This is a genomic window from Nocardia carnea, assembly GCF_029868855.1.
Lineage (GTDB): Bacteria > Actinomycetota > Actinomycetes > Mycobacteriales > Mycobacteriaceae > Nocardia > Nocardia carnea_A.
Map to the genome: position 1 here is coordinate 1 of NZ_JARWOV010000201.1, position 14,410 is coordinate 14,410.

Sequence of the window (14,410 nt, forward strand, 5' to 3'; positions counted from 1 at the left end):
GGCTGTCCGCCGCTCCATCCCTGTTGCCGGGGCTGGTCGGCGCCCCATCCTTGGCCGCCGGGCTGGTCGGCGCCCCATCCTTGTTGTCCGGCCTGGCCGGTGCCCCAGCCGGATTGCTCGGAAGGTGGGGTCTCCCAACCGGATCGGTCTCCTGGCTGCTCGGTACGACCGCCGTATGCGCCGGGCGGCGGATACGGGGCGCCGCCCGGCTGCGAGTACCCGGGCTGCTGCCCAGGTGACTGCGGCTGCCAGGCCTGGCCCGGTTCTTGTTCCTCGGGCTGTGCGGACCACGCCTGCGGTGGAACTTCGCCCATCGGCTGGTGACCCGGTTGCTGTTCGGACGAACTCGGCTGCCACCCGTGGGCGTAGGCCGCGGTCCCTTTGTCCATTCGCGGTGCCTCGGCACCGGATTCCTCTGGCTGCCCGGGCTGTTTGGGCAACATCTGGGTGGGGTGATCGTCGGCCGGGCTGCTCACACCGGACTCGGGGCTCTCCGGTCCGGCTGCGGCGCCGGTGCGGTGCGAACCGGTGCCGGACGACTCGCGGTGCAGGATCTTCGGGAGATATTCGGTGGGCGGGTCATCGGAAGATATCGGCGTCTCCCCGGACACGGGCCGATCCGACCCGACCGGTTCTGCACCTGATAGAGGCTGGTCACCGGACTGCGACGGGGGATGCGGGGCTCCGGCCGCGGCGCCGGGTTCGTCCGGCGGTTGCGCGGCATGCCGGGGGGTCTGTGTTCGGTCCGGCGGTTGCGGTGCGGAGGGCGTGACGAACGGTTCGTCCGGTGCTTCGGGCGTCCGGTTGCCGGCCGGTCGCTCGCCGGGACCGGGGCCGTCCGGCTCGGGGTCGCTGTCCAACGGCGGCTCGCCGTGATGTTGTTCCGGCCCGCCGTGCGACTGCGGTGGCCGGTTCTGCTGCGGCGGCTCGCCGGAGTCTCGCGGCGGTTCGCCGGGGTTGCGCGGGTCCTGCGGTGTGCTCATCACGTCTCCTCGGTCGTATCGTCGAGGGCTCGTAGTCGGTACCGCGGTGGGGGAGCGTCAGCTTTCGGGTTCGTCCTCGATATGGATGGCGGCGGCCTCGGCGGGGCGGTTGTCCTCGCCGGACCCGTCGCCGCGGCCCGATTCCTCGGCCGGCTCCTCGGTTGTGCCCAGCCGGTCGTCGCCGCCTTCCCGGTTGCGGATTCGCAGGTCGTCCGGCGGGTCCTCGATATTGCGTTCATAGGCGCGGACCTCGTCCAATTGGTCGTCGTCGCCCATATCGGGCTCTCGTGGTTCGCGATCCATACCACCCAGTATGCGCCGCTCCGGGCCCACGTCGAGAGACCGCGACCAGCGCTGGCGAGCCCTTCCCGAGACGCGATGGCGAGCAACGGACTGCATACGGCACCACGGGCGGCGCACCGGAAGCACACAACGGCCCCGGACCGATCGGTCCGGGGCCGTGCGACAGATATCCGGGATTACCCGCCGTGGATCAGGCGTTGCCGTTGAACAGCCCGGTCACCGAGCCGTTCTCGAACACCTCGCGGATCGTGCGGGCCAGCAGCGGCGCGATGGACAGGACCGTGAGCTGCGGGAACTTCTTGTCCTCGGTGATCGGCAGGGTATTGGTCACCACGACTTCCCGGGCACCGCAAGAGGCCAGCCGTTCGGCGGCGGGGGCACTCAGCACACCGTGCGTCGCGGCGATGACCACATCACCGGCACCCGCTTCACGCAGGACATTCACCGCGCCGGCGATGGTGCCACCGGTGTCGATCATATCGTCGATCAGAATGCAGGTGCGGCCCTCGACCTCACCGACCACGCGATTGGACTTCACCTGGTTCGGAACCAGCGGGTCACGGGTTTTGTGGATGAACGCCAGCGGCGACCCGCCCAGCGAATCCGCCCATTTCTCCGCCACCCGGACACGGCCGGAATCGGGGGAGACGACGGTGATGTTGTCCAGGCTGTAGTTGTTGCGGATGTACTCCGCGAGCTGCAGCTGGGCGTGCATATGGTCCACCGGGCCGTCGAAGAAGCCCTGGATCTGATCGGTGTGCAGGTCGACCGTCACGATGCGGTCGGCGCCGGCGGTTTTGAGCAGATCGGCCACGAGCCGGGCGGAGATCGGTTCGCGGCCGCGGTGCTTCTTGTCCTGGCGGGCGTAGGGGTAGAACGGCAGGATCGCGGTGATCCGCTTGGCCGAACCGCGCTTGAGCGCGTCGATCATGATGAGCTGTTCCATCAGCCACTGGTTCAGCGGTGCCGGGAAGCTCTGCAATACGAAGGCGTCGGAACCGCGAACCGACTCCTCGAAACGGACGAAGATCTCCCCGTTCGCGAAATCACGCGCGGTCTGCGGGGTGACCTCTACGTCCAATTCCTTGGCCACCTGCTCGGCCAGTTCTGGGTGCGACCGTCCGGCGAAGAGCATCAGGTTCTTCTGGTTGTCGATCCATGACGCGGTCACTACTGGTTGCCATCCTTAAGCTCTGTTGCCCGATCCGGTAAATCATCGGCCGCGAGTGCCTTCGCCGCCGCATTCGCTGCAGCGGTACCTGGACGTTTCCGCTGCACCCAGTTTTCGATATTGCGCTGCGTACCCCCGGACACGGCGAGCGCGCCCGGCGGGACGTCTTCCCGCAGCACAGTACCCGCTCCGGTATATGCACCGTCACCCACGGTCACCGGTGCGACGAACATCGTATCGCTGCCGGTGCGGACATGGGATCCGACGACCGTGCGGTGCTTGCCCACCCCGTCGTAGTTCACGAAAACGCTGGATGCTCCGATGTTGCTGTGCTCACCGATGGTGGCGTCGCCGATATAGGTGAGATGCGGAACCTTGGTATGCCTGCCGATATCGACATTCTTGGTCTCGACGAATGCGCCGATTTTGCCCGATTCGCCCAATATGGTGCCCGGCCGCAGATAACTGAACGGCCCGACTGTCGCATTTGCGTCGACTTTCGCGCCTTCGCCGTGCGTGCGGATGACCCGGGCGCCGTCACCGATCTCCGAATTGGTGAGCGTGGTGTCCGGGCCGATCTCCGCGTCCTCACCGATCACCGTCGTGCCCAGCAATTGGACTCCGGGGCGCACGACGGTATCGCGGCCGATCCGGACATCGGTGTCGATCCAGGTGGACGCCGGGTCGACGATCGTCACCCCGGCACGCATATGGCGCTCCACGATGTAGCGGTTGAGTGTGCGGGCCGCGGCAGCCAGTTGTACCCGGTCGTTGACGCCGGTGACCTTGGCCGAATCCACCAACCGGGCGCCCTGCACGGGGTAGCCCGCCTCACGGGCGAGTTTCAGGACATCTGTCAGATACAGCTCGTGCTGGGCGTTGGCGGTGGACAGCCGGCCGAGCATGGTGCGCAGGACGGCGACATCGAAGGCGTACACACCGGAGTTCACCTCGGTGATGGCGGCCTGCTCGGGCGTCGCGTCGGCGTGCTCGACGATCTCGGCGACCTCGCCGTCGGCATCGCGGACGATACGCCCGTAACCGTTGGGGTCGTCCGGGACGAAGGTGAGGACCGTGACGGCCGGCCGGTCCGGATAACTGCGATGCTCGTCGAGCAGCGCGGACAGGGTGTGGCCGTCCAGCAGCGGGACATCACCGGAGGTGACGATCACATCGCCGGTGAAATCGGCGGGCAGGCCGGTGAGGCCCACCTGTACCGCATGCCCTGTACCCAGTTGCTGCTCCTGCACCACCGGCACGATTTCGCGGGCCAGTTCGTGGGCCACCGCCGCCGCGGCCGCGCCGACCTGCTCGCGATCGTGCCCGATCACCGTCACCAGATGCCGGGGCTCGATGGAGTGGGCGGCGTACAGGGCATGCGCCAGCATGCTGCGCCCGGCCAGCGGGTGCAGCACCTTGGGCGTCTTCGACCGCATTCTCGTGCCGGCACCTGCGGCGAGCACGATGACGGCGGTCTGCTGTGGCATGAATCTCCCTCGGGCCGACGATGGGTCATCGTGCACGCGAGCTGCTCCGCCGCCAGGACTCGAACCTGAACTATCTGAACCAAAATCAGAGGTGCTGCCATTACACTACGGCGGACTGTCACATCGGTGGGTTGTCGGTAACCCTCCGCTGTGCCCCGGCACGGCAACGATACTCGCATGCCACCCCGGTTTTCGTCGAACCGTGAGGGCCGGTGTCCCGCCGGGCGGGTCCCACAGCCGCGTTCCCGCCGTGCCGGGCGGGCGCACAGCATGCCCGCGTGACCCCGGTCTCGGCAGGTCTGAGACAGTTGTTCTCGATGGTTTTGGTCGCCGGTCCGGATCGGGCCGGGTCGGTGGCCCCGGTAACCAGGGAGGCGGGAACGTGTCGTCGGGAGAGCCGCGAACGGTCGGGGAGTCACCGGCCGGTGGGGGTGCGAAGGAGATCGCCGAGCAGGTTCCACCGGCTCGGCAGCGGATGACCGGTACGCAGCGGCGCCAGCAGTTGATCGAGATCGGGCGGGCGCTGTTCGCCGAACGGGGATACGACGCCACCTCCATCGAGGAGATAGCCCTGCGTGCCCAGGTCTCCAAGCCCGTCGTCTACGAGCATTTCGGCGGAAAAGAGGGCCTGTACGCGGTGGTGGTCGACCGCGAGATGTCGATGTTGCTCGATATGATCACGTCCTCACTCACCAACAACAGATCCCGGGTGCGCCTCGAACAGGTGGCGCTCGCGCTGCTCACCTATATAGAGCAGCGCACCGACGGCTTCCGGATCCTGGTGCGCGACCAGCCGGTCTCCTCGACCGACGGCCGGTATTCGAGCCTGCTCAACGAAGCGGTCAACCAGGTCGCGCACCTGCTGGCCGGTGATTTCGATCGGCGTGGGTTCGACACCAGCCTCGCGGGTCTGTACGCCCAGGCACTGGTCGGGATGGTGGCCACCACCGCCACCTGGTGGCTGGACGTGCGCAGTCCGTCCAAAGAAGTGGTGGCCGCGCACCTGGTCAACCTGTGCTGGAACGGGCTCAGCCACCTCGAGGCCGACCCGCAACTGAGCTCGGAACGGCCCGCCGTCCCGGGGTCGCGCCCGGCGAACTCGCCCGGCGGGCAGGGCAGTTCGGAGAACCGTGCGTGAACTGCCCGCGAATTCCGGCGGGCCGTCGAATCGAGAACCGTACCCGGCACGGATGGTACGGTTCACCCATCCTTTGGGTGCTGTTCGGGCGGTAAGTCGGTCTACTTCGACAATGTCGGTCTACTTCAGGATGGCTGGTTATTGGGATGACAGGCGGAGCTGATGGCTAGGCAAGCGCGCGCGGAGATAACCCGCGATTCGGTCTTGGCCGGCGCTGCCGATGTCTTTCTGCGCTTGGGCTACGCCAATGCGAGCCTCAGCGAGATCATCGCGCAGTCCAATGTGACCAAGGGCGCCTTGTACTTTCATTTCGGGTCCAAGGAAGAATTGGCCCGCGCCGTGGTGGACCAGGGTCAGGAGCGGCTGACCGCCTCCTGCAAGGGTTTCTTCGATTCCCGGGTACCGGCTCTGGAAGCGGCGATCGGTATCACCTACGTGGTGGCGGATCTGTCGATGAACGATCCGATGGTCGGCGCGATGCTCAAACTGACCCATCAGATCGGCGACTACCGCGGCGCCAACGGCGACAACATCGCCAAGATGTGGGGTGAGACGTACCGGATGCTCGCCGAGAAGGCGATCGCGCAGGGCGATCTGCTCCCGGATCTCGACCCGGAAACCATCGGCCTGCTGCTGTACGGGCTCACCACCGGTATGCATATCGTCGCGGTCGGCACCGAATCGATGGACCAGATGGCCTCGCGCATGGAACGGGCCTGGTATTTCCTGATCCCGTCGATCGTGCCGGAAGACAAGGTCTCGTACTTCCGCGAGTTCGCCGCCCGGCGCCTCCGTCGCTACGTGCCGTAGCCCTCGGTACAGCGGCACCGGTCTCCCGCCGCCGAAGGCGATACCGGTGACACAGCGGAGGACGAAGACCAGGGTTGACAGGCCCGGACCCTGCGACGCCGGAGACGGCGCCCCGATGCAGCACCTATAGACTCGGCTGGCCCGGTGGAATCGTCCTCGTTCGCGGTCAGGAGAGAAGAATGTCTGCCCCTCGTCCACCACTGGCGGGACTGGCTTCGGCAGCCGGTGCCGATACCGCGTTGCGGACCGTTTCCGGGATGCTCGGCCGGTCGCCGGTCGAATTGGTGGCACCGAGCGCGGCGCGGTCGTTCGTCGCGGCCACCGTCGCCGCCGAGCGGCCGGTGGTCGTGGTCACCGCGACCGGTCGCGAGGCCGATGATCTGACCCTCGAGCTCACCGAGATGCTGGGGCCCGCGGTCGCGCAGTTCCCCTCCTGGGAGACCCTGCCGCACGAGCGGCTGTCGCCGGGTGCCGATACCGTCGGGCGCCGCCTGGAGGTGCTGCGCCGGCTGGCCCATCCCGACGATCCGGTGTACCCGGAGCCGTTACGCGTCGTGGTGACCACGGTGCGTTCGCTGATGCAGCCGATGGCGGCCGGACTGGGCGATATCGAGCCGATCGTGCTGCGGATCGGCGCCGAGGCCGATTTCGACGAATTGGTCGCGCGGCTGGTGGAATTCGCCTACACCCGGGTGGATATGGTCGGGAAGCGCGGGGAGTTCGCGGTGCGCGGCGGCATCCTCGATCTCTTCCCGCCCACCGCGGACCATCCGGTGCGTGTGGAGTTCTGGGGCGACGAGATCACGGAGCTGCGCGCGTTCTCGGTGGCCGACCAGCGGTCGCTGGGGGAGGATTCGCTGTCCGCCGTCGTGGCGTCCCCGTGCCGGGAACTGCTGCTCACGGCCGACGTGCGGGAGCGGGCGGCCGCGGTGGCGGCGGCGAATACCGCGGATGCCGCGCTCGTGGAGATGCTGGACAAACTGGCCGAGGGCATCCCCGTCGAGGGGATGGAGGCGCTGCTGCCGGTACTGCAACCGGGTGAGCTGAGACTGCTCACCGAACAGTTGCCCGGCGGCACCCATCTGCTGGTCTGCGATCCGGAGAAGGTCCGAACCCGCGCCGCCGATCTGATGCGCACCGGTGAGGAGTTCCTGGAGGCGTCGTGGACGGCGGCCTCGTTCGGGGCAGATGCCCCGATGGGTGCGCACGGCCTGGATCTGGCGGCGTCGGCGTATCGCCCGCTGACCCAGATCCGCGACAGCGCCGACAGCCGCGAACTGCCCTGGTGGACGTTGAGCCCGCTGGCTACCGGTGATTCCGCCGAGATCGAGCTGCCGGTGCAGAGCGGGCCCACCGCCCGCGGTTCCGACGAATTGGTGGCGACGATCTTCGCCTCGCTGCGCGCCCACGTCACGACCGGTGGGCGGGCGGTGGTGGTGCTGGCCGGTCACGGTACGGCTCAGCGCACACTGGAACGTCTCGGTGAGGCGGAGGTGCCCGCCGCGCAGCTGGCGGCCGGTGCGGAACCGGTGCCCGGTGTGGTGGGGGTGCTGTGCGGTTCGCTGCACGACGGGGTGATCTTCGGCGACGCCGGCCTGGTGGTGGTCGCGGAATCCGATCTCACCGGAAACCGGGTGACCGCGCCGGGCGACGGCAAACGCCTACCCGCCAAACGCCGCAACCAGGTGGATCCGCTGGCGTTGAACGCCGGTGACATGGTGGTGCACGACCAGCACGGTATCGGCCGGTTCGTGGAGATGATCGAACGTACGGTCGGTGGCGCACGGCGCGAGTACCTGGTGATCGAGTACGCGCCGAGTAAACGCGGCCAGCCGGGTGACCGGCTGTATGTGCCGATGGAATCGCTGGACCAGCTGTCCCGGTATGTCGGCGGGGAACTGCCCAGCCTGTCGAGGCTGGGCGGGGCGGACTGGGCGAATACCAAGCGCAAGGCCCGCAAGGCGGTCCGGGAGATCGCGGGCGAACTGGTGCAGCTGTATGCCGCCCGGCAGGCCGCGCCCGGCCATGCCTTCGGCCCGGACACACCGTGGCAGCGGGAGATGGAGGACGCGTTCGTATTCACCGAAACCGTCGATCAGCTCACCGCCATCTCCGATGTGAAAGCGGATATGGAGAAACCGGTGCCGATGGACCGGGTGGTCTGCGGCGATGTCGGCTACGGCAAGACCGAGATCGCGGTGCGGGCGGCGTTCAAGGCGGTGCAGGACGGTAAACAGGTGGTCGTCCTGGTGCCGACGACACTGCTCGCCCAGCAGCATCTGCAGACCTTCACCGAGCGGCTCGCCGGGTTCCCGGTCACCGTGAAGGGCCTGTCCCGGTTCACCGACCCCGCGGAATCCCGTGAAGTGCTCACCGGGATGGCCGAGGGGGAGGTGGATATCGTCGTCGGCACCCACCGGCTGCTGCAGACCGGGGTGCGCTGGAAGAACCTCGGCCTGGTGATCGTGGACGAGGAACAGCGCTTCGGTGTGGAACACAAAGAGCACATCAAGGCCCTGCGCACCCACGTGGACGTACTCACCATGTCGGCCACGCCGATCCCGCGCACCCTGGAGATGAGCCTCGCCGGGATCCGGGAGATGTCGACCATCCTGACCCCGCCCGAGGAACGCCATCCGGTGCTCACCTACGTCGGCGGTTACAACGACAAGCAGGTCACCGCCGCCATCCGGCGCGAACTGCTACGTGACGGCCAGGTGTTCTATGTGCACAACCGCGTGTCGTCCATCGAGAAGGCCGCCCGCCGGATCCGGGAGCTGGTGCCGGAGGCCCGCGTGGTGGTGGCACACGGGCAGATGAACGAGGACACACTCGAACGTACCGTCCAAGGATTCTGGCAGCGCGAATACGACGTACTGGTGTGTACCACGATCATCGAGACCGGCCTCGACATCTCCAACGCCAACACGCTGATCGTGGAACGCGCCGATACCCTCGGACTTTCGCAGCTACACCAGCTGCGCGGCCGGGTGGGTCGCAGCCGGGAACGCGGATACGCCTACTTCCTGTACCCGGCGGAGAAACCGCTCACCGAAACCGCCTACGACCGTCTCGCCACCATCGCGCAGAACTCCGACCTCGGCGCCGGTATGGCGGTCGCCATGAAGGATTTGGAGATCCGCGGCGCCGGTAACGTGCTCGGTGCCGAGCAGTCCGGGCATGTGGCCGGTGTCGGATTCGATCTGTACGTGCGGCTGGTGGGGGAGGCCGTGGAGGCCTACCGGGCGGCCGCCGACGGTAAACCGATCACCACCGAGGAAACCAAAGAGGTCCGTATCGACCTGCCGGTGGACGCGCATATCCCGCCCGACTACATCGCCAGCGATCGCCTGCGCCTGGAGGCGTACCGGAAACTGGCCGCCGCCCACGATGATCCGGCATTGGCCGCGGTGGTGGAGGAACTCCTCGACCGCTACGGCCCGCTGCCGGTGGAGGTGGGGCGGCTGGTTTCGGTGGCCAAACTGCGGTTGCTCGCCCGCGAGTACGGGGTCACCGAAATCGCCGTCACCGGTACCACGGTCAAAATCTCCCCGATGTCGTTGCCCGATTCGAAGCAGATGCGGCTCAAGCGGATCTACCCCAGCGCCACCTATCGCGCCGCCAGCGGGGTGGTGCAGCTGCCGCTACCCCGCGTACAGGACAGCGTGGGCGCCGACCGGCTCCGCGATATCGCCCTGCTGCAGTACCTCGCGGATCTGCTGCTCGCCCTGGACGGTAAAGCCGCCGGCGCGGTGGATCTCACCGTCGCGGCCGAGGTGTCACCGGCACGATGACCTCCGATCCGAGCCTTCCCGCCCCCGACGCGAGTAAGGGCGCTGCGCCGCGGCGGGCCGTCGTGCAGCGTGACGGGTCGGCCGGTGTTCAGGGACAGCCCGAGCAGTTCGACTCTGCTCGAGCGGGAACCGAGCCGGGCGAGTCCGACTCTGCCGATCCGGGATCGGGGCGGCCCGCGGGCCGGGCGCGACCCGGAGCGCAGTCGCAGCGTCCCACGCCGGGGGTTCTGGAAGCGGAAACGGCGAGTGTGGCGGCGGGGTTGTCCGAAGCGGTCGAGGTGATGGACCGGCTCTGGCGATTCGGCGGGTGGGAGGTCACCCAGACCCACGATTCGCTGCGTCCGTATCTCCTCGAGGAGACCTACGAACTCCTCGACGCCATCCAGGAGGACGACCCCGGCACCATCCGCGAGGAACTCGGCGATCTGCTGCTGCAGGTGCTGTTCCACTCCCGGATCGCCGAGGCGGCCGGCGAATTCACCATCGACGATGTCGCCGCCGCGCTGGTGGCCAAATTGGTGAACCGCAGCCCCCATCTCGCGGACCCGGCGGCGGCCGGGTTCGACCCGCACGCCTCGGTGACCGAGAAGGTGGCCGCGCAGGAAAAGGCCTGGGAGGAAAGGAAAACCGCGGAGAAATCCCGACGTTCCTGTCTCGACGGAATCGCCATGGCGCAGCCCGCTCTGGCGCTCGCGGAGAAGATCCGTTCCCGCAGCGCCCGGGCGGGGCTACCGGACGATCTGATCCCGGCCGACCTGTGCGTTATCCGGCTGGGCGGCACGGTGAGTGCCGAAGAGCATTTGCGCAAGGCCACCGTGAACTTCGCCGCCGCGATCCGGCGCGCGGAGGACACCGCCGAAATCCGCCGCGGTGCCCGCCTTCCGCTCACTGCCGAAGACTGGCGTCGGTATTGGCCCGACGACGCGCCCGCGTAGTCGTCGAACAGGTTTTCGCCGAATCCTGGCGGCAGCACTCGCGCCGCCCCGGATTCCGTCGGCCGCGCGTCATGGCCGATCCGGGCCGGCGGACACCTGCTGTACCAGCCAGAGCCGGTCGGGTGAGATCCATTCCTCGGCAATGCGATTGCCGGAAACCCGGTAGATGCCGATACTGGTGAACTCGACCGGCCGGTGAGTGGCGGGGCTGTCCCCGAACGGTCCGGTGTGCGTGCCGACCAGTCGGAGCCGCACCGTTACCCGGTCCCCGGCGCCGAAGATATCCTCGATGTCGTAGCGCAGATCCGGAAACGCGGTGGCGATCGATTCCGCGGCCCGTCTCCAAGGATCGCGACCGTGCAACGGCTCGCGCCGGCCGGGGACATTCGCGATGAAGTTCTCGTCGAGAAGGTCGACGCAGGCGTCGAGGTCGCCGGCGCCCAGGCATTCGTATGCGTATCGGATCAGCGAAATGTTGTGTGTGACCGCGGCGTCGGTGTGCGTCATGCAGAACTCCTCCGGGATGCCTCACGGAGCCCGGCTAGACGTTCACACCGTAGTCGCGGGCGATTCCCGCCAGACCCGATGCGTATCCCTGGCCGATCGCGCGGAACTTCCATTCGCCCCCGCGGCGATAGAGTTCCCCGAACACCATGGCGGTTTCGGTCGACGCGTCCTCGGACAGGTCGTAGCGGGCCAGTTCCGCGCCGGTGTTCAGGTCGACGACGCGGATATAGGCGTTGCGAATCTGACCGAAGGACTGCCCGCGCTGGTCGGCCTCGTGAATGGAGACCGGGAAGAAGATATTGGTGATCGTCTCCGGTGTATTGGCCAGATCGACATTGATCACCTCGTCGTCCCCGTCGCCCTCACCGGTGAGATTGTCGCCGGTGTGTTCGATGGTGCCCTCCGGGGAACGGAGGTTGTTGTAGAAGATGAAATGCTGATCCGAGAGGACCTTCATATTCGGACCGGTGGCCAGGGCGCTGGCATCGAGGTCGTAATCGGCGCCCATGGTGGTGCGCACATCCCAGCCGAGTCCGACAGCGATCTTGGTCAGGTTGGGGGCCTGTTTGGACAGCGAGACGTTGCCGCCCTTGGCCAGAGTGACGCTCATGATCTCCTTCCCCGCGACGCCGTGGCGCCGGATATTGATTGCGCGGGAGCACCGGACCGGCCGCCCCAGCGACCGAGCTCAGACCAGCTGTTCGTTCTCCGCCCACGATTGCAGTGTCGCCACCCGGTGTTCCAGGGCACGTAGTTCGCTGTCGTCGAGAACATTGCGCTGAATACCCTGGGCGACCTCGAACGCCGACTGCCGGTGATCGTCGATGACGTCCACGTCGAGGCGGACCGCCACATAGTCGTCCGCGCCGGGCATCTCCTCGGCGATGACCTTGGCCGAGCCACGGGCGCACAGTGCCACGTTGTTTCCGCCGAGGATCAGCAGTGCCACCTGCGGCCGCTCGCGCAGCCGGGCCAGCGAGCCGCGATCGAACTTGAGGCTCAGCAGGATTCGCCGGTCACCGGCGCGGACCGGCCAGGACACCGGGATCGCATGCGGCGTCGGGTCGGTGGTGACCAGGACGGCGATCGTTTCCCGCGGCCAATGCGGCAGCGCTTCCAGTTCGGGATGGTCGGTTGCTGGGTTTTCGGCGGAACTGACTCCGGCGGCCATATCGTCCCCTCCTGGATCGACGTGCTGCGGCGGAGGATGCGCCGCACCGTTCACCAGTCTAGAGCCCGGCGCCGACACGCGTCGGAGAAGGACCTGCCCCGACCTGCACCGGAACCCGGTGAAACCGGCCGGTTTACACCCGCGTGCGGCACAGGGCAGCCTCAGAAAACGAGGTCAGCGAGGCTCTTCGGCAGCTAGGTGGAATGAGTCGGCGTGTCCGGATCGGCTGTGGTGCGCGCCGTTACCCCGCCGCACCTGCGCTCATCAACTCACGAGATTCGAGTGGCAGGCTGTGCACCCACTCACGACCCATCGCCGTGGGTTTTATTTCGGTGGAGGCGTCGTGCCGCGCATGGTCGCCCACCTGGATGCCGCCCAACGCGGTGAGTTTCTCGGCAGCGATCTCCCCGCCGCGGTTGAAGGTGCTGTCGTAGACCGAATCACCGAGGCCGAACACCGCGAATCGGAGGCCGGTGAGATCGGGTTGTTGTGCGTCCAAGGCTTCGAAGAAGGGTTCGGCGCCGGTCGGTAGGTCGCCTTCGCCGTAAGTGGAGCACACGACGATGTGGAAGGCCTGCGGATCGAGATCGGCGAGGTCGAATTCGGACATATCGAATACCGCGACCTCGTAGCCGCTCAGTTCCTCGGCCATCGCCTCGGCCACATTTTCCGCTGTGCCCATTTCCGAACCGAACAGGACGACAATACGCACCTCACCACTCCCTCCAGTCAACTTTGGAGAGGCAATCCTAACTCACCGTTTCCCGGTGTCGCGGAGTCACCAGGGTGTCGCGCTCGCCGAGCAGGGCGAAGTACTTGCGCAGCATCAGGACGGCGGTGGCGGCAAGGCCCGCGGTCAGCCCCCACCACACGCCCGCGGCCCCCAGCCCGGCGGGGAAGGCCAGCACCACCGCCGTGGGCAGACCGACGAACCAGTAACCGACCACCGACAACCGGAACCCCGCGTTCGTCGCCTGCAGACCACGCAGCAGTCCGGTCCCGATGTTCTGGGCCGCGTCGAAGAACTGCAGGACGATACCGATCAGCAGCAGTGATCGGGCCACCTCGAGGGTCGCCGCATCGTCCAGGTCGAGGAACGGGCGCAACACCAGCTGTGGGACGAAGACATAGGCCAGACCGGTGACCAGTGCGACCACCCCGGCGCACCGCAGTGCCAGCCGGGCCAGGCCGCGGGCGTGCGCGGTTTCGTCGCGCGCCACACTGTCGCTGACCAGGATCGAGGCACCGTGGGAGATACCGATGGCGACCTGGAAGACGATGTAGATCACCTGGTAGACGACATTGTGCGCGGCCAGTGCGGCCGGGCCGAGGGCGCCCATGACGAGCGCGAGTACCGAGAACATTCCCGCTTCGGAGCCGTAGGTCAGTGCGATGGGGGTACCGAGCCGCAGCTCGGCGCGTACCGTCGTGGCGCGCACCGGCCACGGGCGGATCGGCAGGGTACGGCCCAGCTGGGGGTCACGGCGCACCATTGTCCAGAAGGCCACGAACATGAGCAGGAAGACCAGCGAGCTCGCGACACCCACACCGGTCAGGCCCAGCGCGGGCAGGCCGACCCAGCCGTGGATCAAACTCGACGCCAGGACCAGGTTGACCGCGATGGACACGAGGGTTACGAGCAACAGGGCCTGTGGACGCTGCATACCGACGGTGTATTGGCGCAGCACCTGGAACCACAGGCACGGCAGCAGGCCGGGAGCCAAGGCGACCATCAGAGGCCGGGCCTGTTCGAGCACGCCGGCGTCCTGACCCAGCCATTGCAGTGACCAGCCGAGGCCGATGAGTATCGCGCCGCCGAGTAACCCGGCGGCGGTCGCGATCAGGAAACTCGACCGCACCACATCGCGGATCTCCGGGTCGGGGTCGGTGCCCCGCTTCCCGGCGGCGCCCACGGCCGCGGCGATCTGGTTACCGCTGCCGGTGATCAACCCGACGCACATGGTCCGGATCTGATTGAACAGCACCAGCGCCAGCCCGCCGGCCGCTACGGCCTGCACGCCGAGGCTGCCCATCAGGGCGATATTGGTGGTGGACACCGCGACCTGGGCGAGCTGGGTCAGGGCGATCGGGGTGGCCAGGGCGGCGAGCCG

Annotated in this window: 12 protein-coding genes, 1 tRNA gene and 1 pseudogene; 4 read left to right on the plus strand and 10 right to left on the minus strand. The window is 67.5% G+C overall.

Going from position 1 to position 14,410, the window contains the following annotated elements:
* The 5 genes and pseudogenes from QH195_RS19175 to QH195_RS19195 all read right to left on the minus strand — a co-directional run.
* Nucleotides 1–983, minus strand: a pseudogene (locus QH195_RS19175) (hypothetical protein); the annotation flags it as partial.
* Nucleotides 984–1,040: 57 nt separating this feature from the next.
* On the minus strand, nt 1,041–1,286 hold the full coding sequence (locus QH195_RS19180; protein WP_280421585.1) for a hypothetical protein: 246 nt from the start codon (nt 1,284–1,286) through the stop codon (nt 1,041–1,043).
* Between the two features lie 190 nt (nt 1,287–1,476).
* Complete coding sequence (locus QH195_RS19185) at nt 1,477–2,457, minus strand: ribose-phosphate diphosphokinase (protein ID WP_280421586.1); 981 nt, start codon at nt 2,455–2,457, stop codon at nt 1,477–1,479.
* On the minus strand, nt 2,457–3,944 hold the full coding sequence (gene glmU / locus QH195_RS19190; protein ID WP_280421587.1) for a bifunctional UDP-N-acetylglucosamine diphosphorylase/glucosamine-1-phosphate N-acetyltransferase GlmU: 1,488 nt from the start codon (nt 3,942–3,944) through the stop codon (nt 2,457–2,459). The genes QH195_RS19185 and glmU overlap by 1 nt, the downstream gene beginning before the upstream one ends.
* A 44-nt stretch (nt 3,945–3,988) precedes the next feature.
* Nucleotides 3,989–4,059 (minus strand) — tRNA-Gln (locus QH195_RS19195).
* Between the two features lie 360 nt (nt 4,060–4,419).
* Between QH195_RS19195 and QH195_RS19200 the strand changes: the two genes are divergently transcribed.
* From QH195_RS19200 to QH195_RS19215, 4 genes are all read left to right on the plus strand, one after another.
* Complete coding sequence (locus QH195_RS19200) at nt 4,420–5,082, plus strand: TetR/AcrR family transcriptional regulator (RefSeq protein ID WP_280421637.1); 663 nt, start codon at nt 4,420–4,422, stop codon at nt 5,080–5,082.
* Between the two features lie 162 nt (nt 5,083–5,244).
* Nucleotides 5,245–5,892, plus strand: coding sequence for a TetR/AcrR family transcriptional regulator (locus tag QH195_RS19205; protein ID WP_280421588.1), 648 nt, complete (start codon nt 5,245–5,247; stop codon nt 5,890–5,892).
* 179 nt (nt 5,893–6,071) lie between these two features.
* Nucleotides 6,072–9,686 (plus strand): transcription-repair coupling factor, encoded by a 3,615-nt coding sequence (gene mfd, locus QH195_RS19210; protein WP_280436434.1) that lies wholly within the window; start codon nt 6,072–6,074, stop codon nt 9,684–9,686.
* Nucleotides 9,687–9,967: 281 nt separating this feature from the next.
* A complete protein-coding gene (locus tag QH195_RS19215) occupies nt 9,968–10,621 on the plus strand; it encodes a MazG family protein (protein ID WP_280436443.1) in 654 nt (217 codons plus the stop codon).
* A gap of 69 nt (nt 10,622–10,690) precedes the next feature.
* On the opposite strand, the gene QH195_RS19220 is transcribed toward QH195_RS19215, so the two are convergent.
* The 5 genes from QH195_RS19220 to QH195_RS19240 all read right to left on the minus strand — a co-directional run bounded on the left by QH195_RS19220 (nt 10,691) and on the right by QH195_RS19240 (nt 14,398).
* Complete coding sequence (locus tag QH195_RS19220; protein ID WP_280421590.1) at nt 10,691–11,128, minus strand: ester cyclase; 438 nt, start codon at nt 11,126–11,128, stop codon at nt 10,691–10,693.
* Nucleotides 11,129–11,162: 34 nt separating this feature from the next.
* Entirely contained in the window at nt 11,163–11,738 is a 576-nt protein-coding gene (locus QH195_RS19225) for a TerD family protein (protein ID WP_280421591.1), read from the minus strand.
* Between the two features lie 78 nt (nt 11,739–11,816).
* Nucleotides 11,817–12,299 carry a hypothetical protein gene (locus QH195_RS19230; RefSeq protein ID WP_280436435.1) on the minus strand — a complete coding sequence of 161 codons (483 nt, stop codon included), beginning with the start codon at nt 12,297–12,299 and terminating at the stop codon, nt 11,817–11,819.
* A gap of 241 nt (nt 12,300–12,540) precedes the next feature.
* Nucleotides 12,541–13,011: a flavodoxin domain-containing protein gene (locus QH195_RS19235; RefSeq protein WP_280436436.1), complete on the minus strand. Its 471-nt coding sequence runs from the start codon at nt 13,009–13,011 to the stop codon at nt 12,541–12,543.
* 37 nt (nt 13,012–13,048) lie between these two features.
* Nucleotides 13,049–14,398 carry an MATE family efflux transporter gene (locus tag QH195_RS19240; RefSeq protein WP_280436444.1) on the minus strand — a complete coding sequence of 450 codons (1,350 nt, stop codon included), beginning with the start codon at nt 14,396–14,398 and terminating at the stop codon, nt 13,049–13,051.
* Nucleotides 14,399–14,410 lie beyond the last annotated feature (12 nt).

Bases quoted from the DNA above. Each gene is read 5' to 3' on its own strand.
- QH195_RS19220 (WP_280421590.1), bottom strand. From the start codon at position 11,128: ATGACGCACACCGACGCCGCGGTCACACACAACATTTCGCTGATCCGA.
- glmU (WP_280421587.1), bottom strand. From the start codon at position 3,944: ATGCCACAGCAGACCGCCGTCATCGTGCTCGCCGCAGGTGCCGGCACG.
- QH195_RS19215 (WP_280436443.1), top strand. From the start codon at position 9,968: ATGGACCGGCTCTGGCGATTCGGCGGGTGGGAGGTCACCCAGACCCAC.
- QH195_RS19225 (WP_280421591.1), bottom strand. From the start codon at position 11,738: ATGAGCGTCACTCTGGCCAAGGGCGGCAACGTCTCGCTGTCCAAACAG.
- QH195_RS19230 (WP_280436435.1), bottom strand. From the start codon at position 12,299: ATGGCCGCCGGAGTCAGTTCCGCCGAAAACCCAGCAACCGACCATCCC.
- QH195_RS19180 (WP_280421585.1), bottom strand. From the start codon at position 1,286: ATGGATCGCGAACCACGAGAGCCCGATATGGGCGACGACGACCAATTG.
- QH195_RS19205 (WP_280421588.1), top strand. From the start codon at position 5,245: ATGGCTAGGCAAGCGCGCGCGGAGATAACCCGCGATTCGGTCTTGGCC.
- QH195_RS19200 (WP_280421637.1), top strand. From the start codon at position 4,420: ATGACCGGTACGCAGCGGCGCCAGCAGTTGATCGAGATCGGGCGGGCG.
- mfd (WP_280436434.1), top strand. From the start codon at position 6,072: ATGTCTGCCCCTCGTCCACCACTGGCGGGACTGGCTTCGGCAGCCGGT.